Source organism: Allobosea sp. GW823-FHT02B03, assembly GCF_058797755.1.
Genome location: NZ_JBXAJY010000001.1, coordinates 991,593 through 1,016,021, shown reverse-complemented (window position 1 = coordinate 1,016,021; position 24,429 = coordinate 991,593). Strand labels below are relative to the sequence as shown.

General features: G+C 67.0%; 31 protein-coding genes. 15 read left to right on the top strand and 16 right to left on the bottom strand.

Annotated elements, in window-relative coordinates; all coding sequences use genetic code 11:
* Nucleotides 1-259 precede the first annotated feature (259 nt).
* Entirely contained in the window at nt 260-649 is a 390-nt protein-coding gene (locus AC1REK_RS04745; protein ID WP_492267002.1) for a hypothetical protein, read from the bottom strand.
* A gap of 51 nt (nt 650-700) precedes the next feature.
* The gene (locus tag AC1REK_RS04740; RefSeq protein ID WP_492267003.1) at nt 701-1,159 is read right to left on the bottom strand and encodes an Lrp/AsnC family transcriptional regulator; all 459 of its coding nucleotides are present in this window, start codon (nt 1,157-1,159) and stop codon (nt 701-703) included.
* 112 nt (nt 1,160-1,271) lie between these two features.
* On the opposite strand from AC1REK_RS04740, the gene AC1REK_RS04735 reads away from it, so the two are divergent.
* The gene (locus AC1REK_RS04735) at nt 1,272-1,583 is read left to right on the top strand and encodes a cupin (protein WP_492267004.1); all 312 of its coding nucleotides are present in this window, start codon (nt 1,272-1,274) and stop codon (nt 1,581-1,583) included.
* A gap of 123 nt (nt 1,584-1,706) precedes the next feature.
* Here the strand turns inward: AC1REK_RS04735 and AC1REK_RS04730 are convergent, their stop codons facing one another.
* Together AC1REK_RS04730 and AC1REK_RS04725 are read right to left on the bottom strand one after the other, a co-directional pair.
* Nucleotides 1,707-2,801, bottom strand: a complete 1,095-nt coding sequence (locus tag AC1REK_RS04730) for a TRAP transporter substrate-binding protein (protein WP_327522635.1) — start codon at nt 2,799-2,801, stop codon at nt 1,707-1,709.
* Nucleotides 2,802-3,165: 364 nt separating this feature from the next.
* Nucleotides 3,166-4,251 (bottom strand): TRAP transporter substrate-binding protein, encoded by a 1,086-nt coding sequence (locus AC1REK_RS04725; protein ID WP_316019476.1) that lies wholly within the window; start codon nt 4,249-4,251, stop codon nt 3,166-3,168.
* 334 nt (nt 4,252-4,585) lie between these two features.
* Between AC1REK_RS04725 and speB the strand changes: the two genes are divergently transcribed.
* On the top strand, nt 4,586-5,638 hold the full coding sequence (gene speB, locus AC1REK_RS04720) for an agmatinase (protein ID WP_492267005.1): 1,053 nt from the start codon (nt 4,586-4,588) through the stop codon (nt 5,636-5,638).
* 327 nt (nt 5,639-5,965) lie between these two features.
* Entirely contained in the window at nt 5,966-7,195 is a 1,230-nt protein-coding gene (locus tag AC1REK_RS04715; RefSeq protein ID WP_492267006.1) for an MFS transporter, read from the top strand.
* Between the two features lie 12 nt (nt 7,196-7,207).
* Here the strand turns inward: AC1REK_RS04715 and AC1REK_RS04710 are convergent, their stop codons facing one another.
* Nucleotides 7,208-7,810: a TetR/AcrR family transcriptional regulator gene (locus AC1REK_RS04710; protein WP_492267007.1), complete on the bottom strand. Its 603-nt coding sequence runs from the start codon at nt 7,808-7,810 to the stop codon at nt 7,208-7,210.
* A 159-nt stretch (nt 7,811-7,969) separates the two neighbouring features.
* On the opposite strand from AC1REK_RS04710, the gene AC1REK_RS04705 reads away from it, so the two are divergent.
* The 6 genes from AC1REK_RS04705 (at nt 7,970) to AC1REK_RS04680 (ending at nt 12,329) form a co-directional block, all read left to right on the top strand.
* Entirely contained in the window at nt 7,970-8,206 is a 237-nt protein-coding gene (locus tag AC1REK_RS04705) for a hypothetical protein (protein WP_492267008.1), read from the top strand.
* Between the two features lie 23 nt (nt 8,207-8,229).
* The gene (locus AC1REK_RS04700) at nt 8,230-8,904 is read left to right on the top strand and encodes a hypothetical protein (RefSeq protein WP_492267009.1); all 675 of its coding nucleotides are present in this window, start codon (nt 8,230-8,232) and stop codon (nt 8,902-8,904) included.
* Nucleotides 8,905-9,099: 195 nt separating this feature from the next.
* Nucleotides 9,100-9,651: a hypothetical protein gene (locus tag AC1REK_RS04695; protein WP_492267010.1), complete on the top strand. Its 552-nt coding sequence runs from the start codon at nt 9,100-9,102 to the stop codon at nt 9,649-9,651.
* A 409-nt stretch (nt 9,652-10,060) separates the two neighbouring features.
* Entirely contained in the window at nt 10,061-10,834 is a 774-nt protein-coding gene (locus tag AC1REK_RS04690) for a transporter substrate-binding domain-containing protein (protein ID WP_492267011.1), read from the top strand.
* Nucleotides 10,835-10,905: 71 nt separating this feature from the next.
* Nucleotides 10,906-11,616 (top strand): ABC transporter permease, encoded by a 711-nt coding sequence (locus tag AC1REK_RS04685; RefSeq protein ID WP_492267012.1) that lies wholly within the window; start codon nt 10,906-10,908, stop codon nt 11,614-11,616.
* Complete coding sequence (locus tag AC1REK_RS04680; RefSeq protein ID WP_492267013.1) at nt 11,613-12,329, top strand: ABC transporter permease; 717 nt, start codon at nt 11,613-11,615, stop codon at nt 12,327-12,329. The genes AC1REK_RS04685 and AC1REK_RS04680 overlap by 4 nt, the downstream gene beginning before the upstream one ends.
* A 10-nt stretch (nt 12,330-12,339) precedes the next feature.
* Here AC1REK_RS04680 and map read toward each other — a convergent pair whose 3' ends face one another.
* Nucleotides 12,340-13,092 (bottom strand): type I methionyl aminopeptidase, encoded by a 753-nt coding sequence (gene map / locus AC1REK_RS04675; protein WP_492267014.1) that lies wholly within the window; start codon nt 13,090-13,092, stop codon nt 12,340-12,342.
* A gap of 178 nt (nt 13,093-13,270) precedes the next feature.
* Here map and AC1REK_RS04670 point away from each other — a divergent pair, with 178 nt between their 5' ends.
* The gene (locus tag AC1REK_RS04670) at nt 13,271-14,137 is read left to right on the top strand and encodes an NAD(P)-dependent oxidoreductase (RefSeq protein WP_492267015.1); all 867 of its coding nucleotides are present in this window, start codon (nt 13,271-13,273) and stop codon (nt 14,135-14,137) included.
* A gap of 147 nt (nt 14,138-14,284) precedes the next feature.
* On the opposite strand, the gene AC1REK_RS04665 is transcribed toward AC1REK_RS04670, so the two are convergent.
* Genes AC1REK_RS04665 through AC1REK_RS04645 form a run of 5 tightly spaced genes read right to left on the bottom strand, consistent with a single transcriptional unit; the run spans nt 14,285 to nt 16,899 of the window.
* Entirely contained in the window at nt 14,285-14,926 is a 642-nt protein-coding gene (locus tag AC1REK_RS04665) for a uracil-DNA glycosylase family protein (RefSeq protein ID WP_492267016.1), read from the bottom strand.
* Nucleotides 14,927-14,936: 10 nt separating this feature from the next.
* Nucleotides 14,937-15,302, bottom strand: coding sequence for a VOC family protein (locus AC1REK_RS04660; protein WP_492267017.1), 366 nt, complete (start codon nt 15,300-15,302; stop codon nt 14,937-14,939).
* Nucleotides 15,303-15,352: 50 nt separating this feature from the next.
* A complete protein-coding gene (locus AC1REK_RS04655; protein WP_492267018.1) occupies nt 15,353-15,814 on the bottom strand; it encodes a hypothetical protein in 462 nt (153 codons plus the stop codon).
* 5 nt (nt 15,815-15,819) lie between these two features.
* A complete protein-coding gene (locus AC1REK_RS04650; protein WP_316019492.1) occupies nt 15,820-16,284 on the bottom strand; it encodes a hypothetical protein in 465 nt (154 codons plus the stop codon).
* Between the two features lie 3 nt (nt 16,285-16,287).
* Nucleotides 16,288-16,899, bottom strand: coding sequence for a glutathione S-transferase family protein (locus tag AC1REK_RS04645; RefSeq protein WP_492267657.1), 612 nt, complete (start codon nt 16,897-16,899; stop codon nt 16,288-16,290).
* Nucleotides 16,900-17,089: 190 nt separating this feature from the next.
* On the opposite strand from AC1REK_RS04645, the gene AC1REK_RS04640 reads away from it, so the two are divergent.
* Nucleotides 17,090-17,239, top strand: a complete 150-nt coding sequence (locus tag AC1REK_RS04640) for a hypothetical protein (RefSeq protein WP_316019493.1) — start codon at nt 17,090-17,092, stop codon at nt 17,237-17,239.
* A 6-nt stretch (nt 17,240-17,245) separates the two neighbouring features.
* Here the strand turns inward: AC1REK_RS04640 and AC1REK_RS04635 are convergent, their stop codons facing one another.
* Together AC1REK_RS04635 and AC1REK_RS04630 are read right to left on the bottom strand one after the other, a co-directional pair.
* A complete protein-coding gene (locus AC1REK_RS04635) occupies nt 17,246-18,169 on the bottom strand; it encodes an AEC family transporter (RefSeq protein ID WP_492267019.1) in 924 nt (307 codons plus the stop codon).
* 190 nt (nt 18,170-18,359) lie between these two features.
* The gene (locus AC1REK_RS04630; RefSeq protein ID WP_492267020.1) at nt 18,360-19,025 is read right to left on the bottom strand and encodes a thermonuclease family protein; all 666 of its coding nucleotides are present in this window, start codon (nt 19,023-19,025) and stop codon (nt 18,360-18,362) included.
* Between AC1REK_RS04630 and AC1REK_RS04625 the strand changes: the two genes are divergently transcribed.
* The gene (locus AC1REK_RS04625) at nt 18,996-20,516 is read left to right on the top strand and encodes a sensor histidine kinase (RefSeq protein WP_327522621.1); all 1,521 of its coding nucleotides are present in this window, start codon (nt 18,996-18,998) and stop codon (nt 20,514-20,516) included. The two genes, AC1REK_RS04630 and AC1REK_RS04625, sit on opposite strands and share 30 nt — an antisense overlap.
* Nucleotides 20,517-20,537: 21 nt before the next feature.
* On the opposite strand, the gene AC1REK_RS04620 is transcribed toward AC1REK_RS04625, so the two are convergent.
* Complete coding sequence (locus AC1REK_RS04620) at nt 20,538-20,885, bottom strand: winged helix-turn-helix transcriptional regulator (RefSeq protein ID WP_492267021.1); 348 nt, start codon at nt 20,883-20,885, stop codon at nt 20,538-20,540.
* 212 nt (nt 20,886-21,097) lie between these two features.
* Between AC1REK_RS04620 and AC1REK_RS04615 the strand changes: the two genes are divergently transcribed.
* Nucleotides 21,098-21,802, top strand: a complete 705-nt coding sequence (locus AC1REK_RS04615) for a glutathione S-transferase family protein (RefSeq protein ID WP_492267022.1) — start codon at nt 21,098-21,100, stop codon at nt 21,800-21,802.
* Nucleotides 21,803-21,849: 47 nt separating this feature from the next.
* Here the strand turns inward: AC1REK_RS04615 and cobT are convergent, their stop codons facing one another.
* Entirely contained in the window at nt 21,850-22,872 is a 1,023-nt protein-coding gene (gene cobT, locus AC1REK_RS04610; RefSeq protein ID WP_492267023.1) for a nicotinate-nucleotide--dimethylbenzimidazole phosphoribosyltransferase, read from the bottom strand.
* A 114-nt stretch (nt 22,873-22,986) separates the two neighbouring features.
* On the opposite strand from cobT, the gene AC1REK_RS04605 reads away from it, so the two are divergent.
* Together AC1REK_RS04605 and AC1REK_RS04600 are read left to right on the top strand one after the other, a co-directional pair.
* Nucleotides 22,987-23,832, top strand: coding sequence for an adenosylcobinamide-GDP ribazoletransferase (locus AC1REK_RS04605; RefSeq protein ID WP_492267024.1), 846 nt, complete (start codon nt 22,987-22,989; stop codon nt 23,830-23,832).
* The gene (locus AC1REK_RS04600) at nt 23,829-24,029 is read left to right on the top strand and encodes a DUF1289 domain-containing protein (RefSeq protein ID WP_492267025.1); all 201 of its coding nucleotides are present in this window, start codon (nt 23,829-23,831) and stop codon (nt 24,027-24,029) included. Before AC1REK_RS04605 ends, AC1REK_RS04600 begins: the two co-directional genes overlap by 4 nt.
* Here AC1REK_RS04600 and AC1REK_RS04595 read toward each other — a convergent pair.
* On the bottom strand, nt 23,986-24,390 hold the full coding sequence (locus tag AC1REK_RS04595) for a GNAT family N-acetyltransferase (protein WP_492267658.1): 405 nt from the start codon (nt 24,388-24,390) through the stop codon (nt 23,986-23,988). The two genes, AC1REK_RS04600 and AC1REK_RS04595, sit on opposite strands and share 44 nt — an antisense overlap.
* Nucleotides 24,391-24,429 lie beyond the last annotated feature (39 nt).

Sequence of the window (24,429 nt, the reverse complement as noted above, 5' to 3'; positions counted from 1 at the left end):
ATGCACTACAAGTCATCCGCCGTGCAGCTCGACCAACAGCAGATCAACAAGCAGTTCGACTCAATCCAGATACCGGGTCTGGGCGGCAGCGGACCAGGTGGCGGGCTGCCGGGGCTCGACCTCAACGCGCCGCCGACGCTCAACCTGCAATAGGCTGGACAGGCAGAAACGAAGAAGCCCCGGATCGCAGCGATCCGGGGCTTTTGCTATGCGAAAAGTTGGCTGACGACAGGGTCGGCCGGGCGGCAGATGCCGCCGCTTACCAGCGCTGCCAGCTGCCGTCGTTGAGATTGTTGTCGCGCCGGACACGGCCGCTGATCACGGCGCGCATCTCGCCGACCGGCGTCGGACTGCGCGCCTCGCCATAGAGCATCGCGTCGGCGGACGAACCAAAGCCGTTGCGTGAGCTCTTGCCGAACTCGGCACGCACGCCACCGCCGATCCGGACGCAGGAGGTCGACCCCTCGATCCGGACGAAGCCCGGCCCATATTCGGGACAGGGACGGGTCGCCTGTTTCGACGGCAGCGGCGCCGCGGCGGGCTTGGCCTTGGCTGGGCCACGGCCGGGGATGGGTTCGCCGATGGACTGGGCCGCGGCGAGCGCAGGCAGGCCCAGGGTCGCGAGGAGGACGGCGACTGGCAGCTTCATGAGAGCCCCTATTGCGAAGGTGCGCAGTGTAGCGCGTCGAACAAGGCCTAGCTAGGGCAGCCCGCGACCACCTCTTGCGCCCCCTGCCAGGATCGGCGCCGTCTCGATCTCGCCGACACCGGGCACGGCGCTCAACCTGTCGACCAGCGCGGACAGCGCCGGAGCATCCTCGGTCTCGACGACCAGCATTGCGTCGACCGGGCCGGCTAGCGAATAGCAGGCGAGGATCTCAGGCCAGTTCCTGAAACGATCGAGCACGGTCGCGCAGGGCCTTGTGCGGATGCGCAGCGAGAGCATTGCGCGGGTCGTCGGCGTCTTTTGCCGGTCGGCAAGCCGCACCGTGTAGCCGAGGATGACGCCGTCGCGCTCCAGCCTCGCCATGCGCTCCTGGATTGCGGTGCGCGAAAGCCCGGCCTCGCGCGCCAAGGCCGTGAAGGAGGCGCGCGCATCGACCTCGAGCAGCGCCAGCAGCTTCCGGTCGATGGCATCGAGCTCACCGTCGTTTCGCACGCGACCTCCCCCAAGAAACCGCCGATCGCAGGTGCAACCGGCGTCTTGCCTATGGCATGGGCCCTGCCGCCCGTGAAGATTCAGGGCCTCTTCCAACAACGGAGAAGCGGGAATGAGGACGATCAAGCCGCGGGAGTTCACCGCCAGCCGCGCCTGGCAGGCGCTCGACATCGAGCGCATCGACGACGCCACCATCCGGCTGCACTGGACCGACCAGCCTTACAAGTGGCACGTCAATGACGGGCCTGAGGTCTTCGTCGTCCTCGACGGCGCGGTCGACATGCACACCCGCTCCGGCGGCGTCGAAAGCGTGGAACGACTCGCGCCCGGCGACATCTTCCATGCCCGGGATGGCGACGCCCATGTCGCCCACCCGGTCGGCCCGGCGCGTGTCCTGGTGATCGAACGCGCCGGCAGCGTCTAGGGCGGGCGCAATCCGGGAAGCAGAGCCGCTGCGCGCTCCCGCCGGCACGGCACCGGAACGAAAAACCCCGGCCTTGCGGCCGGGGCATCAAGTTGGCCAGCGAACCGGCAGTCGCCTCCGGCTTCAGAGCTGATTGGCGGCGCGGGCGCGGATCAGGAAGTTGTCATAGGTGTATTCGGCGATCTGGAACCAGAGATACTCGTCGCCGCGGAAGGCCGACATCGCTTCGTAGACCTTCTTGAAATCGGGGTTCTTGGCGCTCGCCTCGGCATAGACCTCCTTGGAGGCCTTGAGGCAGGCTTCGAGAATCTCCTGCGAGAAGGGCCGCAACTGCGCGCCGCCGCCGACCAACCGCTTCAGCGCCGCCGGATTGCGGGCATCGTATTTCGCCTGCATGTCGACATTGGCGAGCCCGGCGGCGGTGGTGAGGATCGACTTGTAGATCTTGGGCAGCGCCTCCCATTTCGCGGTGTTGATGAAGAAATGCAGCGCGGCGCCGCCCTCCCACCAGCCGGGATAATAGTAATAGGGCGCGACCTTGTTGAAGCCGAGCTTCTCGTCATCGGCCGGCCCGACCCATTCGGCTGCGTCGATCGTGCCCTTTTCCAGCGCGGGATAGATGTCGCCGCCACCGATCTGTTGCGGCACGACGCCGAGCTTGGAGACGACCTGCCCGGCGAAGCCGCCGATGCGCATCTTCAGGCCCTGCAGGTCGGCGACCGTCTTGATCTCCTTGCGGAACCAGCCGCCCATCTGACAGCCGGTATTGCCGCCCGGAATCGCGTAGATGTTGTGCTTCTTGTAGAACTCGTTGAGCAGCTCCATGCCGCCGCCATGGTAGAACCAGGCGTTTTGCTGGCGCGAATTCAGGCCGAAAGGCACCGCGGTGCCGAAGGCGAAGGTCGGATCCTTGCCGACATAGTAATAGGAAGCCGTGTGGCACATCTCGACCGTGCCGTTGGTGACGGCGTCGGCCGCCTGCAGCGCCGGCACGATCTCGCCCGCCGCGAAGACCTGGATCTGGAACTTGCCGTCAGTCGCCTCGGAGACGGCCTTGGAGAGAACCTCCGAGGCGCCGAAGATCGTGTCGAGCGATTTGGGGAAGGACGAGGTGACCCGCCATTTCACCTCCGGCATGGACTGCGCGACGGCCGGGGCGGCGATGGCGCTTGCTGCGGCGCCGGCTCCGGCGGCCGTTAGGAATTGACGACGCTTCATATGGCTGGCTCCTCCCAGAGCTGTTCCAGGCGCGCCGGGCTTCCGGTTCGCGCGAGGCCCTCAGCAAAGCGGCGGCAGTGAAAAAGCGCAAGAGAAAAGCATACCCCCCATGCAATTATCGCATGGCGTACGACTTTAGTACTGCCCACACCGAGGTTTTTCGCTTTGCGGTGCAGCTTCAACGAGGCTCAGACATGAAAAAGCCCGGCACATGGCCGGGCTTCCGCAGTCTTCTCGATCCGGAGCGCGCTCGCGAGGCGCGAGAATGCTCCGACTCACTATCAGATCGCATCTCGTCGCGCGGAGCTACGTCCACCGCGCTTGGAAATGCTGCAGCGATCGCACGCGGCGATCGCCTACGCGCTCAGCGCGCGCGCGAACGGACCTGGAAGATGTCGAAGGTCAGCTCGGCCACCTGCCACCAGAGATACTGGTCGTTGCGGAAGGCCTGCATCGCGTCGATCGCCTTCTTGAACTCCGGGTTCTTGGCCGAGATCTCGGCATAGAGCTCGTTCGAGGCCTTGAGGCAGGCCTCGAGGATCTCCTGCGAGAACGGACGCAGCTGCGCGCCGGCGCCGACGAGGCGCTTCAGGGCCGCCGGGTTCTGGACGTCGTACTTCGCCGTCATCGAGTTGGTGGCGTAGGCGCAGGCCGCGTTCAGCGCTGCCTGGTAGTTCTTCGGCAGCGAAGCCCACTTCTCGGTGTTGATGAAGGCGTGGACCGCCGGACCACCCTCCCAGAAGCCGGGATAGTAGTAATACGGGGCGACCTTGGCGAAGCCGAGCTTCTCGTCGTCATAGGGGCCGACCCACTCGGCGCCGTCGATCGTGCCCTTCTCGAGCGCCGGGTAGATGTCGCCGCCGGCGAGCTGCTGCGGCACGACGCCGAGCTTGGCCATGACCTGGCCGGCGATGCCGGCGATGCGCATCTTCAGGCCCTGGAGATCGGCCGCGGTCTTGATCTCCTTGCGGAACCAGCCGCCCATCTGAGCGCCGGTCGAGCCGCACTGGATCGCGTGGACGTTGTACTTCTTGAAGAACTCGTTGAAGAGCTCGCCGCCGCCGCCATGCGAGAGCCAGGCGTTCTGCATGCGGGTGTTGAGGCCGAACGGCACCGAGGACGGGATCGCGAAGGTCGGGTCCTTGCCGACATAGTAATAGGCGACGGTGTGGCACATCTCGACGGTGTTGTTCGTGACCGCGTCGAGCGCCTGCAGGCCGGGGACGATTTCGCCGGCGGCGAAGACCTGGATCTGGAACTTGCCGTCGGTCAGCTCCGAAACCATCTTCGACAGCGTCTCGCCGCCGCCATAGATGGTGTCGAGCGACTTGGGGAAGCTCGACGTCAGGCGCCACTTCACTTCCGGCGACGACTGCGCGATCGCGGGCATGGCGATGGCGGAGGCGGCCGCGCCGGCGGTGGCGGCCTGGATGAATTGACGACGCTTCATTGTGGGCATCTCCTCGGTAGGACCTTTTTTACAGCAGACGCCGGCGATGGCACCGCTGCGTGCGAATTTAGGCTGTCGGTCGTGGCGTGATGCAGTAACAAAAAAGAGCTGGAGCGCCGGGTTGATCCACGATCACCTTCATCAGCTTCGAATCTATACTTGCACGTAATGTGCGCAGCACCCCCCGTCGTCGCAGGACCGTCAACCAACCCTGGGTGCTCGACAATTGCGCCCTCGGCATGGCACGGCTGCATCAGAAGCGCATGGTCCATTCGGCGATTTCAGTCAACCTCGCCCTTTGGCGGATCGGCGCAAACGGCACGGAGTCACGGCAATGGACCAGGACAAGCTGGCGAAACTGAGGGCCCGCTATGCCGGCGGCAGCGGCGCCGACATCCATGACCCGCGCTTCGCCAAGGTGGCCGCCGACCAGTTCAAGGGCGACCGGCGCAAATGGCCCTTCGCCGACGTCGCGACCTTCATCAGCGCGCCCTACCGGCCCGACGCCCTGTCCCAGCCCGATCTCGGCGGGCTCGACGTCGCGATCATCGGCCTGCCGATGGATCTCGGCGTCACCAACCGCGCCGGTACCCGGCTCGGGCCGCGCGCCGTCCGCGCGGTCGAGCGCATGGGGCCGATGGACCATGTCACCGGCGTGGCGCCGTTCGGCGAGCTGAAGGTCGCCGATATCGGCGACGTGCCGTTCCGCTCGCGCTACTCGCTGGAAAGCTGCCATGAGGATATCGAGGCGACCTTCAAGACGATCGTGAAGGCCGGCGTCTCGACGCTCGCGGTCGGCGGCGACCATTCGATCACCTACCCGATCCTCAAGGCGGTCGGCGAGAAGCGCCCGGTCGGCATGGTGCATATCGACGCCCATTGCGACACCTCCGGCCCCTATGAGGGCTCGAAATTCCACCATGGCGGCCCCTTCCGGCAGGCCGTGCTCGACGGCGTGCTCGACCCGGAGCGGGTGATCCAGATCGGCATCCGCGGCGGCGCCGAGTATCTCTGGGAGTTCTCCTACGAGTCCGGCATGACCGTGATCCATGCCGACGAGGTCGACCGGATGGGGCTCGATGCGGTTATTGCCAAAGCACTGGACGTGATCGGCGACGGGCCCACTTACGTCTCCTTCGACGTCGATTCGCTCGATCCCGCCTTCGCCCCCGGCACCGGCACGCCCGAGGTCGGCGGGCTGACGCCGCGCGAGGCGCTCGCCATTCTGCGCGGCCTGCGCGGCAGGAACATCGTCGCCGCCGACGTGGTCGAGGTCGCACCGCAATACGATGCGACCAGCAATACGGCGCAATGCGCGGCGCAGGTGCTGTTCACCGAGCTCTGCCTGATCGCCGAGGCGCGCGCGGCCGGCAAGGGCCGGCCCTGACGCGGAAGACTTCTGGCCAGGGTGCGATACGGCGCGCCCTCGCCCGCTGCGCGCTGTCGCGGGCGCGCCGGGCGATTTTGCTGACCTGACCAGCGCCGCTCGGCACCGGCGCCTAAGCGCAAGCACGCCTCGTGCAGAGCCAACTGACGAGAAGGTGCTCGCTGAGTGCGTGCGAAAGCGATCGCCATGCTCAGCAAGCATGACGATCGCACGCCAACGTTCCAGTCATGCAAAACACTTGCATTGAAGGCAGCGCGACGGCACTATGTTGCGACGCAGCACGCACGACGTGCCACACCAACAACATCCCATTTCCGGACGAAACACATGACCCCCGCCAGCACGGGCGACGCCGCCATGCGTCCGCTCGCCGAACCGGCACGGCGCACCGGCCTGATCCTGTTTGCCCTCGCTCTGGGCGGCTTTGCCATCGGCACGGCCGAGTTCGCGGTCATGAGCCTGCTGCCCTATTTCTCGGCCGGGCTCGGCATCGACGAGCCGACAGCGGGACATGTGATCAGCATCTATGCGGCCGGCGTGGTCGTCGGCGCCCCGATCATCGCTGTCCTGGCGACGAAGCTCTCGCGCCGCACCCTCCTGATCGCGCTGATGGCGGCTTTCGCCATCGCCAACGGCCTTTCCGCGCTCGCCCCGTCCTATGGCTGGATGCTGCTGTTCCGCTTCCTTAGCGGCCTGCCGCATGGCGCCTATTTCGGCGTCGCCGCACTGGTCGCGGCCTCGCTGGTGCCGGCGAACCAGCGAGCGCAGTCGGTCGCACGTGTCATGCTGGGCCTGACAGTCGCGACCATTCTCGGCGTGCCGTTCGCGAATCTCCTCGGCCAGACGCTTGGCTGGCGCTGGGGCTTCGGCACTGTCGCCGTGCTGGCGCTCGCGACCGCCATCATGGTCGCCGCCTTCGCGCCCAAGGATGCGCCGCAGCCTGGCGCGAGCCCGCTGCGCGAGCTCGGTGCACTGCGCAGCCGGCAGGTTTGGCTGACACTGGCGATCGGCGCCGTCGGCTTCGGCGGCCTGTTCGCCGTCTACACCTATGTCGCCTCGACCTTGATGGAGGTGACCGGGGTTTCGCCAGCGACGGTGCCGGTCGTGCTGGCGATCTTCGGCCTCGGCCTGACGGCGGGCACGCTCGTCGCCGCCTGGGCAGCCGACCGGGCGCTGATGCCGGCGATCGGCGCGATCCTGCTCTGGAGCGCAGCCTCGCTGGCCTTGTTCCCGCTGGCGGCGGGAAACATCTGGGCCGTGTCGGTGGTGATCTTCATGATCGGCTGCGGCGGCGGGCTCGGCGCCGCCTTGCAGACTCGGCTGATGGACGTCGCCGGAGAGGCGCAGACGCTGGCAGCGGCGCTGAACCACAGCGCTTTCAACACCGCAAACGCGCTCGGCCCCTGGCTCGGCGGGATGGCGATCGCGGCCGGCCATGGCTGGACGTCGACGGGTTGGGTCGGCGCCAGCCTGGCCCTGTCCGGCTTCGCTATCTTCCTGGTGACGCTCTGGGATGCAAGGGCGAGCGAGCAGGCCATGCCCGCGCCGGCGGAGTAAGCCGAGGCCGCGTCAGCTCCTGAGCTGCGCCGCGACGAGGCGCATCGCTGCCGGAATCGCCGCGCGCCCTTCGTCCAGACTGTCGGTCAGGACGTAGTACCAGTTGAAGCCGACATAGAGCGCGAGCCGCGTCTCGACCTCGTCGGCAGCGATCTCGCCGCGCGCCACCGCCGCCGCGAACAGGGTCCGCACGTCGAGCAGGCGCTCCGGCAGGAATTTGTCCCGCAAGCCGTCAAGCGCCGCGGCATCGTTCTGGGCCTCCGCGATCAGCGCGCGAAAGGTCCGACCTGACGGCGTGTCGCGCCAGAAATCCCAGAGCGCCGCGGTATAGAGGGCTAGATCCTCGGCCAGGTTGCCGGTCTTCGTAGCCTTCACCCGCGCCTTCTCGGCGGCGTAGACCTCGATCAGCAGCTCGGCCTTGTTCTTCCACCAGCGGTAGATCGTCGGCTTGCCCGCCCCGGCGCGGCGCGAGACGGCGTCGATCGAGAAGCCGCCATAACCCTCTTCGGCCAGAACGGCACGAGCCGCTGCGAGGATCGCCGCCTGCGAGGCCGGGTTGCGCCGAGCCCCGATCGAAGCACGGCGGGCCGGCTGCTCGACTTTCGCAGTCGTCATGCTCTGCCCTCTCCCATTCCCAACCCTGTGGCGCCCCTGTCGGTTCGCCCCGGCAGGCCTCTCCAGTGCAAGCACAATCTTGCAGCAGGCTGGTTGATATCGAAACGGATCGTATCTATCAATCATAACGAAACGATACGTTTCGTTATGGAGAAAGCCATGACCAGACCAACACCCAACCCCGCTCTCACCCGTCTCCGTTTCCTGGGAACGCTGATGCTCGGCGCCTATCTACTGATCAACGCCCTGCTGCTGGCTCTGACGCCTGTGACTGGCGGCTGGCCGGTCTGGTCCGTCACCGCCCTCGCCGTGCCACCGATGGTGCTCGGCATGGTCTATCTGGTGATGCCCCTGGCGCGCCGCGTCGCCGCTTGCGGGAATGGGGTGCGCTCATGATCGCCGCCCGCCTCGCAATCCCGTTGGTCGGCGCGCTCGCGCTTCTTGCCAGCCAGTCAGTTGCCGCGGCCGGCGGCGCGCGTGCCCTGACGCCCCCGAAGACAGGAACTCCCGTGACAATGACAACGCTTGCCGCCCAGCCCGTCGCGACGACAGTCGGCGCCTTCATGCCGGCCGGCTATGCCGAGGCGGCCCGGCGCCGGGTCGCGGTCGACGACGAACCGGCCGAGCTGGTCCGCCATCAGCGAACCGATGGCCGCAACGCCGCCCTCGGCGGCGAGCATTTCAGCACGGTGATCGCCGCAGACGGCCGCCTGAAGGGTTTTGCCCGCATGGACCTCGACCTGGTCGGCGGCCGACTGCCTTCGCGCGATGAGACGCGGGCCATCGCCATGGACTTCCTGAAGCTGGCAGCGCCGGATCTGCTGCCGGTGCTCGAGGTCAGCTGGATCGAGCCGCATGACGAACCACTCCGCGTCTCGCGCGGCGGGAAGACCGAGAACCTCACGCTCACCGGGATGAAGGTGAAGATGCGCAACAGGGCCGATGGGCGCTGGATGTGGGTCATCGTCGGAGCCGACCGAAAGGTCATGGTATTCGAGCGAGATATCGTCTGGGTCACGTTCCCCGGCCACCGCAAGACGGAAAAATGGCTGCACGACACCTGGCTCGCCGAAAACGGCGCTGGCCTGCTCTGAGCGACATCGACAGGCGAGGGATCGCCCACTGCAGCCGGGACGTCGCCAAGGCGACAGGTCCCGGCTGCAAGCGCGGGTGCTGCTTGACGGCCGACGCGGCGGCGGCGTTCACTGCCTGCTGGAGACCGTCGCCAAGGCCCTCGATTGCGCGCGGAAACCACTCCGGCCCGGCGCTCCGGGAAGCGAAGTCGCGGGATGCGGGCCATGCCTCGTCTGAGCAGGTCAGTCGCAGCGCTGCTGGCGGCCATCTGGATGCTCTGCGCCCCGGTGCCGGATATGGCACTTGCGAGTGAACCGCGCTTCAGGGTCACCCTGCACTGGTCCGGCAAGGAGGTCTCGCCCCTGCAGCGGACCTTCCGGACCTACTTCGAAGTCAATTTCGCCCTGATCGGCGGCCGCGGCGTCGAGGAGCGCGTCACCAACGACGCCTCGCCATTGAACAAGAGGTGGAGCCCGAACCGGACGAAGACACTGGCCTTCGGCGACGAATATGCGGTGGGCCGTTTCCCTGCCGTCTGGCGGGTCATCGACGATCGCACGCTGATCCGGATCGTAGCCTATCCAACGCATTCCTGGATCGTTCGCGTCAGCACGGACGGAAGATCAACGTGCTCGGTCAGCTTCGAATGGCGCCTCAAGGAAGGCCTCGCGGAGTTCCGAGGCTGGTCGAACCAGCGCAAGGTGGAAACCCGCTGGGTCGATCCCGTCATTCGTTCCTCACAATGCGAAGTTCTGCGACAGACATGAGAGAAGCCGCCCACGAGCATTTTCGCCTCGTGATGGAATCGGTTGCGCCGACCGCCGGCGCGAGGGGACGTGTCCCAAACTTGCCCCCTTCCGGCACAACGCATCGGGGCCTCTGATGCGCGGAGAGGCGCGACCGAAGCGCCACAGCAACGGGTTTGCTCCGCCGAAGAGCCGTGAGCCGCTGACGAATTGCGCTTTCGTCGCAAAATCGGACGGGGGCTCGGAGCTAAAAAATTCTCAAATAACCAAGTCATGGCAACGCCTTGCGGTGCATTTTTCTTGCGCCGGATCGCTCAGAAAAGCTGCAAGGCGCCCCTTGCGGGCTAGGCCTGTGATCGCACAATCTGCGCGCACAAGCCGAAACGGGAACTCGAAACGCCCGGCTCGGCAAACCTCAAGGGGAGGCACCATGAAAGGTTTCGTTCGCTTCATCGCCGCCGCGGCACTAACTGCCATCGGCGCCACCGGTGCCCTGGCGCAGGCCAAGGAATGGAAAGAGGTCAGGATCGGCACGGAAGGCGCCTATCCGCCCTACAACAACCTCAATGCCAAGAAGGAGCTCGAGGGCTTCGAGATCGATTACGGCAACCTGCTCTGCGAGAAGATGAAGGTGAAGTGCACCTGGGTCGTGCAGGACTGGGACGGCATCATCCCGGCGCTGCAGGCCAACAAGTACGACATCATCATCGCCGGCATGAACGCTACCGAAGAGCGCAAGAAGCAGGTCGACTTCACCTCGCCCTACAGCAAGACCCCGATCTGGATGGTCGGCCCGAAGGCCACGACCTCGACCGACATCTCCCCCGCCGCCCTGAAGGGCAAGGCGATCGGCGCGCAGGGCTCGACGATCCACGCGAACTTCCTCGAGAAGTTCTACAAGGACTCGACCGCGCGGCTCTATCCGACCCAGGAAGAGGCCAATCTCGACCTGCTGAACGGCCGCCTCGACTACATCGTCGCCGACGCGCTGGCGCTGGCCGATTTCCTCAAGGGCCAGGGCAAGGATTGCTGCAAGCGCATCGCCGAGGTGAAGCGCGATGATGCGATCCACGGCGCCGGCGTCGCCGGCGCGGTTCGCAAGGCCGACACCGCTCTGAAGGCGATGTTCGACAAGGCGATCGCCGAGACGATCGCCGACGGCTCGCAGAAGAAGATCGAAGACAAGTGGTTCAAGTTCGACTGACCCTTGGCTGACGCCTGCCCGCCGGCCGCGCCAGGCCGGCGGGATCCAGTTCCTCGCGCGCCGGCTCTCCCATGCTCGACAAATTCGCGCTGCTCGGCTTCGGCCCCGGCGGCTGGGGATGGGCCCTGCTCCAGGGCGCCGCCATCACCATCTCGATCGCCCTCGCCACCCTGCCCTTCGGATTGGCGCTCGGCCTGATCGTCGCGCTCTGCAAGCGCTCCGAGAGCGTAATCCTGCGCGCCTTCGCGACGGTCTACACCACGGTGTTCCGCGGCGTGCCAGAGCTGCTGACGCTCTACATCATCTATTTCGGCATCCAGATCCTGGTGCAGAAGATCTGGTCGGGCTTCTCGATCCCGCCCTTCGTCGCCGGCATGGTGGCGCTCGGCATGGTGCTCGCCGCCTTTTCCAGCGAGGTCTGGGTCGGCGCGCTGAACTCGATCCAGAAGGGCCAGCGCGAGGCCGCCGCCGCGCTCGGCCTCTCCAAGCCGCAGGCCTTCCGGCTCGTCGTCTTCCCGCAGCTCATCCGCGTCGCCCTGCCCGGGCTCGGCAATAACTGGATGGTGCTGCTGAAGGAGACCTCGCTGGTCTCGGTGATCACGCTGCCCGACATCATGTTCATCACGACGCGGGCCAATGTCGTGACCAAGGAGCCCTTCCTGTTCTTCGGCGCGGCGATGCTGATCTATTTCGGCTTCTCGCTGATTTCCGCCTGGGGCATCGGCAGGATGGAACGGCGCACCAACCGCGGCTACGCCGCCTTCGGCGGGACGACGCGATGAGCTGGTGCGAATATCCCGGCTATCTCGTCGGCTCCGAGGTCTTCCAGAACTATGGCTGCCGCATGTTCAGCGGCCTCTGGATCACCCTGCAGCTCGTGGTGATCTCCGTCGCCGTCGGCTTCGCACTGGCCATCGGGCTGGCGGTCGCCCGGCTGTACGGCCCGCGCTGGGCGCAGGTCGCGATCAACGGCTACACCACCTTCTTCCGCGGCACGCCGCTGCTCTGCCAGCTCTTCCTGGTCTATTACGGCTTCGGCCAGTTTCGCCTGTTCTGGCAGGATGTCGGGCTCTGGTGGTTCTTCCGCGAGCCGTTCTACTGCGCGGTCTTCACCTTCACGATCAACACCGCCGCCTACCAGGCCGAGATCCTGCGCGGCGCGATCCAGTCGATCCCGCGCGGCCAGTTCGAGGGCGCGCTGGCGCTCGGCCTGCACCGCTGGTCGAGCCTGCGCCACGTCATCCTGCCACAGGCGATGATCCTGGCGCTGCGCCCGCTCGGCAACGAGCTGATCGTGATGATCAAGGCGAGCGCGATCGCCTCGCTGGTGACGCTGTTCGACCTGATGGGCGCGACGCGGCTTGCCTTCGCGCGCTCCTTCGATCTGTCGATCTACCTCTATGCAGCCTTGATCTATCTCGCGCTGACCGAGCTGATCCGCCGGGTCTGGGACCGGCTGGAGCTCAGGCTGACCAAGCATCTGGCGATGCGGTGAGGGCTGACGCTCACGCCGGCAGGGTCAGGATCAGTGGGCCGTTCGTGGTCGCGACTACGGTGTGCTCGAACTGAACGGTCGGGGCGCGCGGCTCGGAATAGAGGGTCCAGCGGTCGTCACCCTCATGCTCGGCCCAGTCCGCACCCAGCGACAGGAACGGCTCGACCGTAAAGACCAGCCCCTTCTGCATGACGCGGCGCTCGGAACGCTCGGGCCAGGTGGCGATTTCCTTCGGCTCCTCATGGAGCGAGCGGCCGATGCCGTGGCTGGCGAGATTGCGGACCAGCGAATAGCCGTTCTTCTGCGCGAAGCGGCCGACGGCCTGGCCGATGCCGGCGAGCGGTTTGCCGGCGCCGACCTGGCCAAGCCCTGCCCAGAGCGCCCGCTTGCCGTCGCGGCACAGCCGCTCGATCCTGCGGTCGACCGGCGGCACCGTAAAGGAAGCGCCGGTATCGGAAAAATAGCCGCCCTTCTCGGCGGAGACGTCGATGTTGACGAGGTCGCCGGCGGCGATCCGGCGCTCGCCGGGGATCCCGTGCGCGACCTCCTCGTTGACGCTGATGCAGGTGGCGCCCGGGAAGCCGTAGACAGTCTCCGGCGCCGAGCGCGCGCCCTCGCGCTCGAGGATGCCGCGGCCGATCGCATCGAGCTCGGCCGTCGTCATGCCCGGCTCGAGCGCCTTGCCCATGGCCGCAAGCGCTTCGGCGACGATGCGGCCGATCTCGCGCAACGCCTGAAGCTCGTCGTCATTGTTGATCGTCATGGCCGGTTTCCTGCCGGATTTCCGGAGGCCGGGCAAGACATTGGCGCCGCCGCTCCGGATGTCGTGAGCGCAGGCGTGCATTTAGGGCCAGGCCGGCGTGGCGCCATGCACCTTCCCTCCTCCGCCCCCGCGCGCTACACGCGATTCGGAACCTTACGAACCGGAATGGAGCAGTCCCATGGCCAAAGTCGCTTTCCTCGGTCTCGGCGTGATGGGCTACCCCATGGCCGGCCATCTCAAGGCCAAGGGCCACGAGGTCACGGTCTATAACCGTTCCCCCGCCAAGGCGCAGGCCTGGGTCGCGCAGCATGGCGGTGCCTCGGCGCCGACCCCGGCGGACGCCGCCAAGGGCCAGGAGATCGTCTTCTGCTGCGTCGGCAACGACGACGATCTGCGCTCGGTAACGACCGGTGAAGACGGCGCCTTTGCTGCCATGGGCAAGGGCACGGTCTTCGTCGACCACACCACCGCCTCGGCCAATGTGGCGCGGGAGCTTGATGCCGCAGCGAGCGCCGCCGGCTTCGGCTTCATCGATGCGCCGGTCTCGGGCGGACAGGCTGGCGCCGAGAACGGCGTGCTGACCGTGATGTGCGGCGGCGACGAGGCGACCTATGCCCGGGTCGAGCCGGTGATCGCGAGCTTCGCCCGCATGTGCAAGCTGATGGGCCCGGCCGGTTCCGGCCAGCTCACCAAGATGGTCAACCAGATCTGCATCGCCGGCCTCGTCCAGGGCCTGTCGGAAGGCGTCCACTTCGCCAAGCGCGCCGGACTCGATGTCGAGGCGATGCTCGAGGTGATCTCGAAGGGCGCCGCCGGCTCCTGGCAGATGGAGAACCGCGGCAAGACGATGAACGCCGGCAAGTTCGATTTCGGCTTCGCGGTCGACTGGATGCGCAAGGATCTCGGCATCGTGCTCGACGAGGCCCGCCGCAACGAGGCGACGCTGCCGGTCACCGCGCTGGTCGATCAGTTCTATGGCGACGTCCAGAAGCTCGGTGGCGGTCGCTGGGACACCTCGAGCCTGCTGAAGCGCCTGGAGAAGTAAGGGCGCCCCGGCGCTTCCCGCATCGTCATTCCGGACAAGTCGCGAAGCGGCGCAGCTCCGGAATCCATCATAGAGTTCTTCGCCTTATGATGGATTCCGGCGCTCCGCTTCGCTGCGGCCGGAATGACGGTTCATCGTGACATCAGGCTACCCCGCCAACCGCGCCACCTCGGCGCGCAGGACCGGCAGCAGCTCGGCCTCGAACCAGGGGTTCTTCCTGAGCCAGCCATTATTGCGCCAGGAAGGATGCGGCAGCGGCAGGATGCGCGGCCGGCGCTCACCAGCGAAGATGCTGCGCCAATCGGCCACGGTCGCGGTCAGGTCGGCCGCAGCCTTCGGGCCGAGATGCCAGGCCTGCGCATAGCGGCCGATCACCAGGATCAGCTCGATATCGGGCAGATGGGCGAGCACGCGATCCTGCCAGGTCGGCGCGCATTCGCGGCGCGGCGGCAGGTCGCCGCCCTTGCCGTCCGCGCCCGGAAAGCAGAAGCCCATCGGCACGATCGCGACCCGCGCGGCATCGTAGAAGCGCTCCTTGTCGAGCCCGAGCCAGTCGCGCAACCGGTCGCCCGAGCGATCGGTAAAGGGCCTTCCGCTGGCATGGACACGGGTCCCCGGCGCCTGGCTGGCGATCAGCAGCCTTGCGCTCGCCGCCGCCTGGATGACCGGCCGCGGCTCATGCGGCAATCGCGGCGGGTAGAGCGGCGCATCGCGACAGAGCCGGCAGGCGCGCAGTTCGGCGAGGACGACGTCGAGAGACTGGGCCGGATCATAGGGAGAATCGGGCACGTTCTTCCGATCATGCGGTTTGAATCGCGATACGATTGCCTTCGCTGTCGGCGATTTCGGCGACGAAGGCCCCCGCCCCGATCGGCGTCTTCGGAAACAACAGCTCGCTCCCCTGCTCGCCGGCCCTGGCCAGAACATCGTCGATGTCGCCGACGCTCAGATAGATGACCGCACCATTGATGGTCGGCACATAGATCTCCCCTTCGGCGAGCGCGCCGCTCGCGCCATCCTTGCCTTGCTCGAACGGGAAGTAGGCCATTCTGTTGCCGTGGATCGTGACGATCTCTCCGAACGCCACCCCGAAGACAGCCGAATAGAAGCGCATCGCCCTCTCAAGATCGGCGGCTGGTATTTCAACATGGGCGATCAAGTTCATGCGTGCACCATAGGATCAGATGTCGGACCACCGTCTGAGGCTCGAGCTGCTCACCGCCCGGCGAGTTGCTCCCGGCCAGGGCGCTGCGAGATCAGCCCGTCACAGTTCCAGGCCGGGGCCTTCTCGGTATGGCGCTGCGGATCGCCCGGCTCGATGGTGGCGACGCCGTTGATGCGGCCTTCGCGCTGGGTCCGCAGCACATAGAGTTCGCCGCTGCGCTCGACGGTGAAGCAATAGGTCCGGCGCGTCTCGTGCGGGCCGTAATAATAGCAGACCGCCTCTTGCGTGGTGGTCCAGCAGGCGTCGCGGTTGAGGACGTGCCGGTTATGGCCGGTGGCCCGGCCGTCCTTGTGGTGGAATTCGCTGAACGGGCGGCCATTATTGTAGCGGCCGCTGACCGTGTTGCCCTCGAAGAGCTGGCGGATCGCCTCACCGGACAGGCGTTCTGCGGCGGAAGCGGGCATGGCCAACGAGGCCAGCGCGACCAGCGCAGCGGCGCGGCTGCGCGCCATTCGGGTCACCGCGCAGCCATCAGGCGGCGCGACATCGGCACGTCCGGCGCGCGCGAGATCAAACCGTCGCAATACCAAGGCTGGCCGCCATCATTGTGCTTGCGCGGGTTGGCGAGCTCGACGGTCGCGATGGCGTTGATCCGGCCATTATCGAGGTTGCGCAGCACATAGAGCCGCTCGTTCATCTCGACGGTGAAGCAGTGGATCGTGCGATCGCTCGGCGGGCCATAGTAGTAGCAGACCGCATCATCCTTGATGATCCAGCAGGCGTCGCGGTTCTCGTGCCAGCCATTATGGCCCAGCGCCCGGCCATCGGGATCGTGGTACTCCGTGAAGAAGCCTCCGCCCGTGTAGCGGCCGCTGACCGTGTTGCCGGTGAAGGCCTGCTTGATCTGCTCTCCCGTCAGCCTTTCGGTCGCCAGTGCCGGCAGGGCGAGCAGCAGCGCGAGCAGGATGGCGATCCCGCGCACCCCTCAGGCCTTCCAGCTCGGGCGGGCGGAGAGTTCGCCGTGCCAGCGCCGGACATTGGCGAAATCCTCAGGCAGCGGGATGCGCGACGGCTTCATGAAATCGATCGCGATGCCGGCCGTGATGTCGGCGACGCTCAGCTCATCGCCGCAGACGAAGCGGTTTCCAGCGAGCTGCAGATCCAGCAGCATCAGATGGTCGTCGATCATTTCCCGGTTCGCCTCGGCCCATTCCGGCACCTGATCCTCGAGCTCGGCCATCGAGGGATGGCTGTGGCGGAAGACGGCGGCGACGCTCGAGAACAGGCCGAGCTCGATCCTCCGGTTCCACATCTCGATCAGCGCCACATCCTTCGGGCCGTCGCCGAACAACGCGGGCGTCGGGTGCATCCCTTCGACATAGCGGCAGATCGCCATGGTCTCGGCCAGCGCCGTGCCATCTTCCAGCACCAGAATCGGCAGGCGTTGCGATGGGTTGATGCGGGTGAACTCCGGCGTCCGATGCTCCTTCTTGGCGATGTCGACCGGCACCAGCTCCGGCAGCGGCACCCCCTTCTCGGCAAAGAAAATCCGAACCCGTCGGGGATTGGGCGCCCGCCCACCGTCATAGAGCCTCATCGCCACCTTCACCCCCGCTCTCGTCTCAGCCGCATTCCTGACTGCCGCATTCATGGCGGCAAATCGGCCCTGTCAAGACAAAGCCCGACAAGAGGGCGCGAGCATGGCCTCGGCAATCGGAGCCGACAGGACGCGGCGGCGCGGAACCGCAGGCTGCAGATCCGGTTGAAAGGACGAAAGGAGCGCCCGCATGGAACGGAGCTGGAGTTTCGTCGTCTGGATCGTGATCCTCGCGATCCCCGTCGGCCTGGTGCTGGCGAGCTTCTGGTCGCGCTCCAGGCGGGCGGGCGCGGCGCGGATCGAAGGCCCCAGCCTCGACGACCCGCGCGAGCCGCGATAGCCGTCCCTAGAGAGCTGGCGCGAGCAGCAGGAGCGCGATCGGCACAGTCAGGGCCGCCAGCACCGTCTGCAAGGCGCAGATGCCGGCCATGAGCGGGGCGTCGCCCCCGAGCTGGCGCGCCATGACATAGGACGACGAGGCCGTCGGCAGCGCGTGAAAGAGGATGGCAATGAATGCCGCCTGGCCGCCGAGCCCGACGGCCTTGAGCATGAGGAACGTCACGAGCGGCATCAGCACGAACTTGGCGAAGGAGGCGGCGAGCGCGGGGCGCAAGCCCCGCCCGAGCGCGCCCCAATCCAGCGCCGCTCCCACGCAAAGCAGGCCGAGCGGCAGCGACGCCTGGCCGAGCGCCTTCATGAAGCCGTCGATACCGGGCGGCAGACCGAGGCCGCTGGCCTGCAGCAGGATGCCTATCAGGCAGGACATCAGCAGCGGGTTGAGCGCGAGGCCGCGCAATACGCCGCGCAGGGTCGGCTGGGCGACGCCCCAGCGTGCGAAGACCAGCACGCAGAGCAGATTGACGGTCGGCACGATCGCGGCATTGGCGACGGCGGCCATCGACAAGGCCGGCGCGCCGAGCAGGCTTACCGCGGCGCTGAGCCCGACATAGTTATTGAAGCGGATGCCGCCCTGGAAGACCGAGGTGAAGGCAGCGTCGCTATAGCCGAGCCAGCGCTTGGCCAGCACCAGCAGCCCGGAGACCACGATGATCGGCACCATCAGCGTCATGGCGAGGCTGGCGACCGGAACGCCGCGCAGATCCGCCATTGCGAGCGCGTGGATGAACAACGCCGGCAGCAGCACGTAGTAGCAGAGGCGCTCGGCCTGCGGCCAGAAGCTGTCCGGCAGGAATCGCCGGCGATGCATGAGATGGCCGAGCGCGATCAAGAGGGCGATCGGCGCGAGCGCGAGAAGAATGGCGCCGATCATCGGCCTGCTCCGGCTGGCCTCCAGGGAGGGAAGGATTTCCTTTAGAGCGGAGGCGGCTGCGACGAAATTCCCCGCGACAGCCCGCCGTCATGCACCTGTCGCATGCCCTCACACGCCTCCAGCGCCGGCTGCCCGCCCGAACCTCGAGCCAACCGCCGGCATCAGCCGGTTTTTCGTTCTTCACCCCAGCCTAGCGCGGGTGGCTTTGCCGCCATTCCGAGGGCCGCTGGAAGTTCAGCGCCCAGAGACCGCGTCCCGCGGCCTTCGCCTCCTCCTCCTCGGCCCGATAGTCGCCATAAGCCAATGCCTGGCCATTGCGGACCATGGCGGCGTTGATATCCGCCTCGCCCTGGCGACAGCGCGCGAGACCCCGGCCATAGCGATCCGGCCGCGAGATCGTGCAGCTGACATTGCCGAGCGCCAGCATGCCTGCGAGCGCGCGACGGGCCTGGCGGCCGCAGGCGACATCGCGTCCGCCCTTGTCGCGGCAGGTCTGACGGTATTCGGGCGCGTCGATCCCCTCCAGCCGCAGCTCCTCGCCAGCGAGCCTGATCGAATCGCCATCGATCGCCTCGGCAGCGCCGGCGAGGTTCCTGGCGGGGCCCAGCCGATATTGCAGGACCGCGCCCGCGACCGCCAAAAGCCCAATGAAACCAAGCGCCACGACGAGATCGACCGCGCGGCCGACACGCCGCCAGCCAAACGGGCCGTAACCATTCGTCCTGAATCCGAAGCGAGCCATCAGCACAAGCTTAACGATTTCCTGCTCATCATGGCGAGCCGGAGCGCAAGGTGCGCGACCGGGCAGGAGCCGCTTTTCTCGGGTATGCCGGAACTCACCGCCGAACAGGTCCAACGTGGTCGCGGACCCGACCCGTCGGCGCTGGCGCGCCGAAAGCTGATCAGCCGCGAGGTGCGATCGGCCCGCGAGCGGCTGACCTCGACGACCGGCCTCGACCGTGCCTTCGACTACGAGCTCGTCCGGCTGTTCGCCCAGTACCGGCTGAACGGGACGGCGGGCACGCTCGTGCTCGCATTGCTCGTCGGCGCAGCGGCCGGCGCCTGGGTGCCGCTCTACAAGGTTTCGGGCTGGTTCGCCTTCGTGGCAATCTCGTGCGTCCTGATGTTCGTGCTGTGCCGGCGCTTCCTGGCCGAGCCATCGGCGGAGGCGCGGATCAGTTTCTGGCGCAAGACGATGCCGCTCGCGGAGATGCTGCACGGCATCTCCTGGGCGCTTCTGCCGATCCTGTTCATCGGGGTCGAGGCACCGGGCGCGCGCTTCTTCCTGACGACGACGCTGCTGATCGTCAGCGCGATCACCGTGATGCTCTGCGCGACCATGCCGATGGCGGTCTATGCCGGGCTGGTGCCCATCACCGGCGCGCTGGTGCTGTTCTTCTCCGGCCGTTCCGACATCGACAGCGTGACCATGCTGATGATGGCGGCTTGCGCCCAGCTCTTCTTCATCTTCCTCTCCAACCGGCTCTACTCGACCTCGGTCGCGACCATCGAGTTCAGGGCGGAGAAGGACGCGCTGATCGCCGAGCTCGGCACGGCGAAAGCCAACTCAGACGAGGCGCGGCGCAAAGCCGAGGAGGCCAACCTCGCCAAATCCCGCTTCCTGGCGACGATGAGCCATGAGCTGCGAACCCCGCTCAACGCGATCCTCGGTTTCTCGGAGGTGATGAAGAACGAGGTCTTCGGCGAGCACGCCAACGGCGCGTACAAGGAATATTCCGGCGACATCCATGGCTCAGGCCAGCATCTGCTCAACCTGATCAACGAGATCCTCGACCTGTCGCGGATCGAGGCCGGCAAATACGAGCTCAACGAGGAAGCGCTCAGCCTCGCTGGGATCGTCGACGACTGCGTTCACATGCTGAATCTGCGCGCCAAGGCCAAGAGCCAGAGCATCCGCGAGGCGGTGGAACCCGAACTGCCGAAAATCTGGGCGGATGAACGCGCCATCCGTCAGGTCGTACTCAACATCCTCTCCAATGCCATCAAGTTCACACCGCAGGGTGGCGACATCTCGGTGAAGGTCGGCTGGACCGCGACCGGCGGGCAATATGTGACGGTGACCGATACCGGCCCGGGGATTCCCGAGGACGAGATACCGGTGGTTCTGCAGAGCTTCGGACGCGGCTCGCTGGCGATCAAGACGGCCGAACAGGGCTCGGGGCTCGGCCTGCCGATCGTCAAGGGGCTGATCGACCTGCACAATGGCGGCTTCACCCTGAAATCGAAGCCGCGCGCAGGCACGGAAGTAACGATCACGCTGCCGGCAGAACGCGTGATGGATACGCTGCCCGCGCTGCCGGAGCCAGGCGAGCGCTCGGCCGCATAGCGTCCGGGCGGAGCGGACGCCTCAGGCCACCCTGGGCAGGAGCTCGGCACCGCGGCCGCCCTGCTCGACCTCTTCCCACCAGTCGCCGAGCGCATCGATCAACGGCACGAGGCGAAGCCCTGCCGGCGTCAGCTGGTAGTCGACCCGGCGCGGATAGCCTTCATGGTCGATGCGCTGGACGATGCCGGCCGCCTCCAGCTTGCGCAGCTCCAGCGCCAGCATGCGATGCGAAACCGTCGGATTGTCGCGCCGGAGCTCGCCGAAGCGCTTGGTGCCGTCCTTCAGATAGTAGAGCAGCAAGGTCGGCCAGCGGCCGCTCAGCACCCGCATGACGCTTTCGATCGCGCAGTCCGAGACAACGTCCTTCATGCTCCGTTCCCGGTTAGATCGCTGCGCGTCCGTTCGCACGCGGACAGGGCGATCTGACTCTTCGTTGTCGCATCCGAGTTGTCCGAAAAGTGCATCCCACTTTTTCGGTCCGATGCTGTGGTTACAGAAAAGTGCGTAATTTACATGGGGCGACGGCTGACTAGGTTCCAGCCCGCTGCGCAGCGTTTCCCGTCCTTCATTGAAAACGCAAGATGGAACCGATACTCGTTTATGGCTACCCGGCCGGCACCTCGATGGGCCTGGTCGCGGCTCTGGAATGGCTTGGCCAGCCCTACAAACTCTGCCGCGTCGACATGCTCGGCGAGATGCGCGAGCCGCCCTACAAGCGGATCAACCAGCGCGTCGAAACCCCGGTGCTGATCACCGATAAGGGCCGCCCGCTCACCGAGACGATGGCGATCGCCGCCTATCTCGAGGCGCGCGACAACGAGCGACGCATCAGCTTCGATCCGCTCTCGCCCGAGGCCGACCGGATGCACCAGCTGATGGGCTTCCTCAACACCGGCTTCACCGGCGCCTTCACGCCGCTCTGGGTCGCGCTGGAACTGCCCGAGCCCGACCCGGACTTCGAAGCCGCGCTTCGTCGCTTCGGGCGCGAGCGGGTGATCGAGCGCCATGACAGGCTGGAAGAGATGCTGGACGACAGCCCTTGGCTCGTCGGCGGCAAGCGCAGCCTAGCGGACGGGCTGCTCGCCGGCGTGGCGCGCTGGCTCGAATATCACGAGGTGGCAGAGCTCTCGCGCTGGCCGAAGCTGCAGGCTCTGCGCCAGCGGGTCGAGACCGATCCGGCGGTGGTCTTTGCCGCCGCGCTGGAAAACGGCGAAACGCCTTCCGGCAGCGGCGCCTTCAAGGGCCATGTGCCGCTGGCCGAGGTGATCGCGCGCTACGGCGCCTGAGAGGTGAAAGACGTGCCGAGCCGGACGCCCGGCACGCTCTTTTCGCGTTACTCGCTCTTCTGCGAGACCTGCGCCTGCGCGAAGGTCGCCATGCCGGAATGGACGCCGGCGGCGGCCTTGACGAGGCCGGCAGCGAGCGCAGCGCCCGTCCCCTCGCCCAGGCGCATGTCGAGCGCCAGCAGCGGCTGCTTGCCGATCCGGACCAGCGCCTGCGCATGGGCGCCCTCGGCCGAGAGATGCCCGGCGAGGCAATGGTCAAGCGCGGAGGGATCGAGCGCGTGCAGGATCGCGGCGGCGGCGGTGACGACATAGCCGTCGAGGATCACCGGGATGCGCTGCAGGCGAGCGGCGAGGATGGCGCCGCAGATCGCCGCGATCTCGCGCCCACCGAAGCGGCGCAGCACTTCCAGGGGATCGCCGAGATGGGCGGCGTGCAGCTTCAGCCCGGCCTCGACGGCCGCAACCTTGCGCTGCAGCCCGTCATCGTCGACGCCGGTGCCGCGGCCGCACCAATCGGCAGCGCTGCCGCCATAGAGCGCCGCGAAGATCGCAGCGGCCGAGGTCGTGTTGCCGATGCCCATCTCGCCGAGGGCCAGAAGGTCGGCGCCGCCGGCGAGGGCTTCCATGCCGAAGGCCATGGTGGCCACGCAGGCGCGCTCGTCGAGCGCGTCCCCTTGCGTGAAATCGCCGGTCGGCAGGTCGAGCGCGAGATCGAAGACCTTGAAGCCGAGATCATAAGCGGCGCAGATCTGGTTGATCGCGGCGCCACCGGCAGCGAAGTTCTCCAGCATCTGGCGCGTCACCGACTGCGGATAGGCCGAGACGCCCTGGGCGACGACGCCATGGTTGCCAGCGAAGACGCAGACGAGCGGCCGATCCACGCGCGGCGGCGCCTTGCCCTGCCAGGCGGCGAGCCATTCGGCGATCTCCTCGAGCCGGCCGAGACTGCCGGCCGGCTTGGTCAGATCCTTGTCGCGGGCGCGCACGGTGTTGGCGGCGGCCATGTCGGGGCCGGGCATGCCGGCGATGAGCTGGCGGATATCGTCGAAAGGCAGGCCGGAGGAAGACATCGCGTCTCGTCTTTTCGCAAACTTTTGGAATCCGGCGGCTGAGCCATCGCCGCCCGCTTGCCGCTGCTGCTATAGGCTGAGGCGAGCGAAGACAATCTGGGATAACGACGCGGAATGGCCGAAGCCGAAAGCGAGAATGCGCCTGCCGCGCCACCGGCCTGGCCGGGCTGGCTCGCCGCGACGGCCGCCTGCATCCGTTTCTACTCGCGCCTCCCGGTGCCGGAGATGCCGGGCGAGAAGGCGCATACGACGCCCGATTTCCGGCTGCTGCCGCGCGCTTTGCCCTTCGCTGCCCTGCTGATCGCGCTGCCCGCCGCGCTCATCGTCCTCGTGACCGGCCTCGCCGGGCTCGACGACCTCGTCGTCGCATCCCTCGGCGTCGCCGTGCTGGTCTTCACCACCGGCGCGTTCCATGAGGACGGGCTGGCCGACAGCGCCGACGGGTTGTTCGGTGGCTGGACGCCCGAGCGCAGGCTCGAGATCATGAAGGACAGCCGGATCGGCAGCTATGGCACGCTGGCGATCGGGCTCGGACTGCTGCTGCGCGTCGCCGCGCTGGCTGCGATCCTCGATGGCGCCGGGGCCCTCGCCGCCGCAGCCGCCATTCTCGGGGCAGCCGCCTGGTCGCGCATCGAGGGCATTCGCGTGGTCGCAACGCTGCCGCCGGCGCGAACAGACGGTGCCTCCGCCGCGGTCGGCACGCCGCAGCGCGCTGTGCTGCCCTTCGCCTACGGTCTCTCGGCCGGCATCGGATTGCTGCTTGGGCTCGCCGGCGCCCTGCCGCTCTGGGGGCTCTTACTCGGCATCGGTCTCTCGGCCCTGGCGAGCGGCTGGCTGATGCGCACCGCCAAGCGGCTGATCGGCGGACAGACCGGCGACATCGCCGGAGCCTGCCAGCAGCTATCCGAGATCGCGATCTATCTCGGCATCGCGCTCGTTCTCGGCTGGAGCGGGCAATGAGCGCCGCATCGAGCCCCTGTGTCCGCATCTGCGTGATCGACCCGGCGAGCAAGCTCTGCGAGGGCTGCGGGCGCACGCTCCAGGAGATCGCGCAATGGTCGCGCCTCAGCGAGACCGAGCGGCTTTCGATCATGGCGACGCTGGAAGAGCGGCTCAGCTCTCTGCGAGACGACGCAGCTCCTCGCCGCTCAACCTAAAGAAGACCTTCTCCGGCTGCGGCGATGCGCCGAGGCTTTCATAGAAGCGCAGCAGGCGGACATCGTCGCGTGCCGCCGTCCAGTCGACGCGGCCAAAGCCTCGCGCCAAGGCGAGGCGCGCCAGCTCGGCCATCAGGCGCCGCCCTGCCCCGAGACCCCGCGCGGTCTCCGCAACGTAGAGCTCCTTCAGGAAGAAGCCGGCCCGCAGGCCGGGACCGGGATAGATCGCAGCGAAGGCGGCGAAACCGACGAGAGCCTCGCCGTCTTCCGCGACCAGGAGCTCGGCTCCGGCCGGGCGGCCGGCAAGCCCCGCCCGGATCTCGACATCCGACGGACAGGGCACGCGATAATGCGCCTGCATCTCGGCCATCAGCCGGGCGAGTGCCGGATGATCGGCTTC

What these genes read in the sequence shown, in the direction of transcription:
- AC1REK_RS04715 (WP_492267006.1), top strand. Translation starts at nt 5,966, where the DNA reads ATGACCCCCGCCAGCACGGGCGACGCCGCCATGCGTCCGCTCGCCGAA.
- AC1REK_RS04710 (WP_492267007.1), bottom strand. Translation starts at nt 7,810, where the DNA reads ATGACGACTGCGAAAGTCGAGCAGCCGGCCCGCCGTGCTTCGATCGGG.
- AC1REK_RS04725 (WP_316019476.1), bottom strand. Translation starts at nt 4,251, where the DNA reads ATGAAGCGTCGTCAATTCATCCAGGCCGCCACCGCCGGCGCGGCCGCC.
- speB (WP_492267005.1), top strand. Translation starts at nt 4,586, where the DNA reads ATGGACCAGGACAAGCTGGCGAAACTGAGGGCCCGCTATGCCGGCGGC.
- AC1REK_RS04600 (WP_492267025.1), top strand. Translation starts at nt 23,829, where the DNA reads ATGAGCGCCGCATCGAGCCCCTGTGTCCGCATCTGCGTGATCGACCCG.
- AC1REK_RS04645 (WP_492267657.1), bottom strand. Translation starts at nt 16,899, where the DNA reads ATGAGGCTCTATGACGGTGGGCGGGCGCCCAATCCCCGACGGGTTCGG.
- AC1REK_RS04640 (WP_316019493.1), top strand. Translation starts at nt 17,090, where the DNA reads ATGGAACGGAGCTGGAGTTTCGTCGTCTGGATCGTGATCCTCGCGATC.
- AC1REK_RS04670 (WP_492267015.1), top strand. Translation starts at nt 13,271, where the DNA reads ATGGCCAAAGTCGCTTTCCTCGGTCTCGGCGTGATGGGCTACCCCATG.
- AC1REK_RS04615 (WP_492267022.1), top strand. Translation starts at nt 21,098, where the DNA reads ATGGAACCGATACTCGTTTATGGCTACCCGGCCGGCACCTCGATGGGC.
- AC1REK_RS04660 (WP_492267017.1), bottom strand. Translation starts at nt 15,302, where the DNA reads ATGAACTTGATCGCCCATGTTGAAATACCAGCCGCCGATCTTGAGAGG.
- AC1REK_RS04595 (WP_492267658.1), bottom strand. Translation starts at nt 24,390, where the DNA reads ATGCAGGCGCATTATCGCGTGCCCTGTCCGTCGGATGTCGAGATCCGG.
- AC1REK_RS04625 (WP_327522621.1), top strand. Translation starts at nt 18,996, where the DNA reads ATGCCGGAACTCACCGCCGAACAGGTCCAACGTGGTCGCGGACCCGAC.
- AC1REK_RS04690 (WP_492267011.1), top strand. Translation starts at nt 10,061, where the DNA reads ATGAAAGGTTTCGTTCGCTTCATCGCCGCCGCGGCACTAACTGCCATC.
- AC1REK_RS04730 (WP_327522635.1), bottom strand. Translation starts at nt 2,801, where the DNA reads ATGAAGCGTCGTCAATTCCTAACGGCCGCCGGAGCCGGCGCCGCAGCA.
- AC1REK_RS04705 (WP_492267008.1), top strand. Translation starts at nt 7,970, where the DNA reads ATGACCAGACCAACACCCAACCCCGCTCTCACCCGTCTCCGTTTCCTG.
- AC1REK_RS04635 (WP_492267019.1), bottom strand. Translation starts at nt 18,169, where the DNA reads ATGATCGGCGCCATTCTTCTCGCGCTCGCGCCGATCGCCCTCTTGATC.
- AC1REK_RS04620 (WP_492267021.1), bottom strand. Translation starts at nt 20,885, where the DNA reads ATGAAGGACGTTGTCTCGGACTGCGCGATCGAAAGCGTCATGCGGGTG.
- AC1REK_RS04745 (WP_492267002.1), bottom strand. Translation starts at nt 649, where the DNA reads ATGAAGCTGCCAGTCGCCGTCCTCCTCGCGACCCTGGGCCTGCCTGCG.
- AC1REK_RS04685 (WP_492267012.1), top strand. Translation starts at nt 10,906, where the DNA reads ATGCTCGACAAATTCGCGCTGCTCGGCTTCGGCCCCGGCGGCTGGGGA.
- AC1REK_RS04695 (WP_492267010.1), top strand. Translation starts at nt 9,100, where the DNA reads ATGCGGGCCATGCCTCGTCTGAGCAGGTCAGTCGCAGCGCTGCTGGCG.
- AC1REK_RS04735 (WP_492267004.1), top strand. Translation starts at nt 1,272, where the DNA reads ATGAGGACGATCAAGCCGCGGGAGTTCACCGCCAGCCGCGCCTGGCAG.
- AC1REK_RS04655 (WP_492267018.1), bottom strand. Translation starts at nt 15,814, where the DNA reads ATGGCGCGCAGCCGCGCCGCTGCGCTGGTCGCGCTGGCCTCGTTGGCC.
- AC1REK_RS04605 (WP_492267024.1), top strand. Translation starts at nt 22,987, where the DNA reads ATGGCCGAAGCCGAAAGCGAGAATGCGCCTGCCGCGCCACCGGCCTGG.
- cobT (WP_492267023.1), bottom strand. Translation starts at nt 22,872, where the DNA reads ATGTCTTCCTCCGGCCTGCCTTTCGACGATATCCGCCAGCTCATCGCC.
- AC1REK_RS04680 (WP_492267013.1), top strand. Translation starts at nt 11,613, where the DNA reads ATGAGCTGGTGCGAATATCCCGGCTATCTCGTCGGCTCCGAGGTCTTC.
- map (WP_492267014.1), bottom strand. Translation starts at nt 13,092, where the DNA reads ATGACGATCAACAATGACGACGAGCTTCAGGCGTTGCGCGAGATCGGC.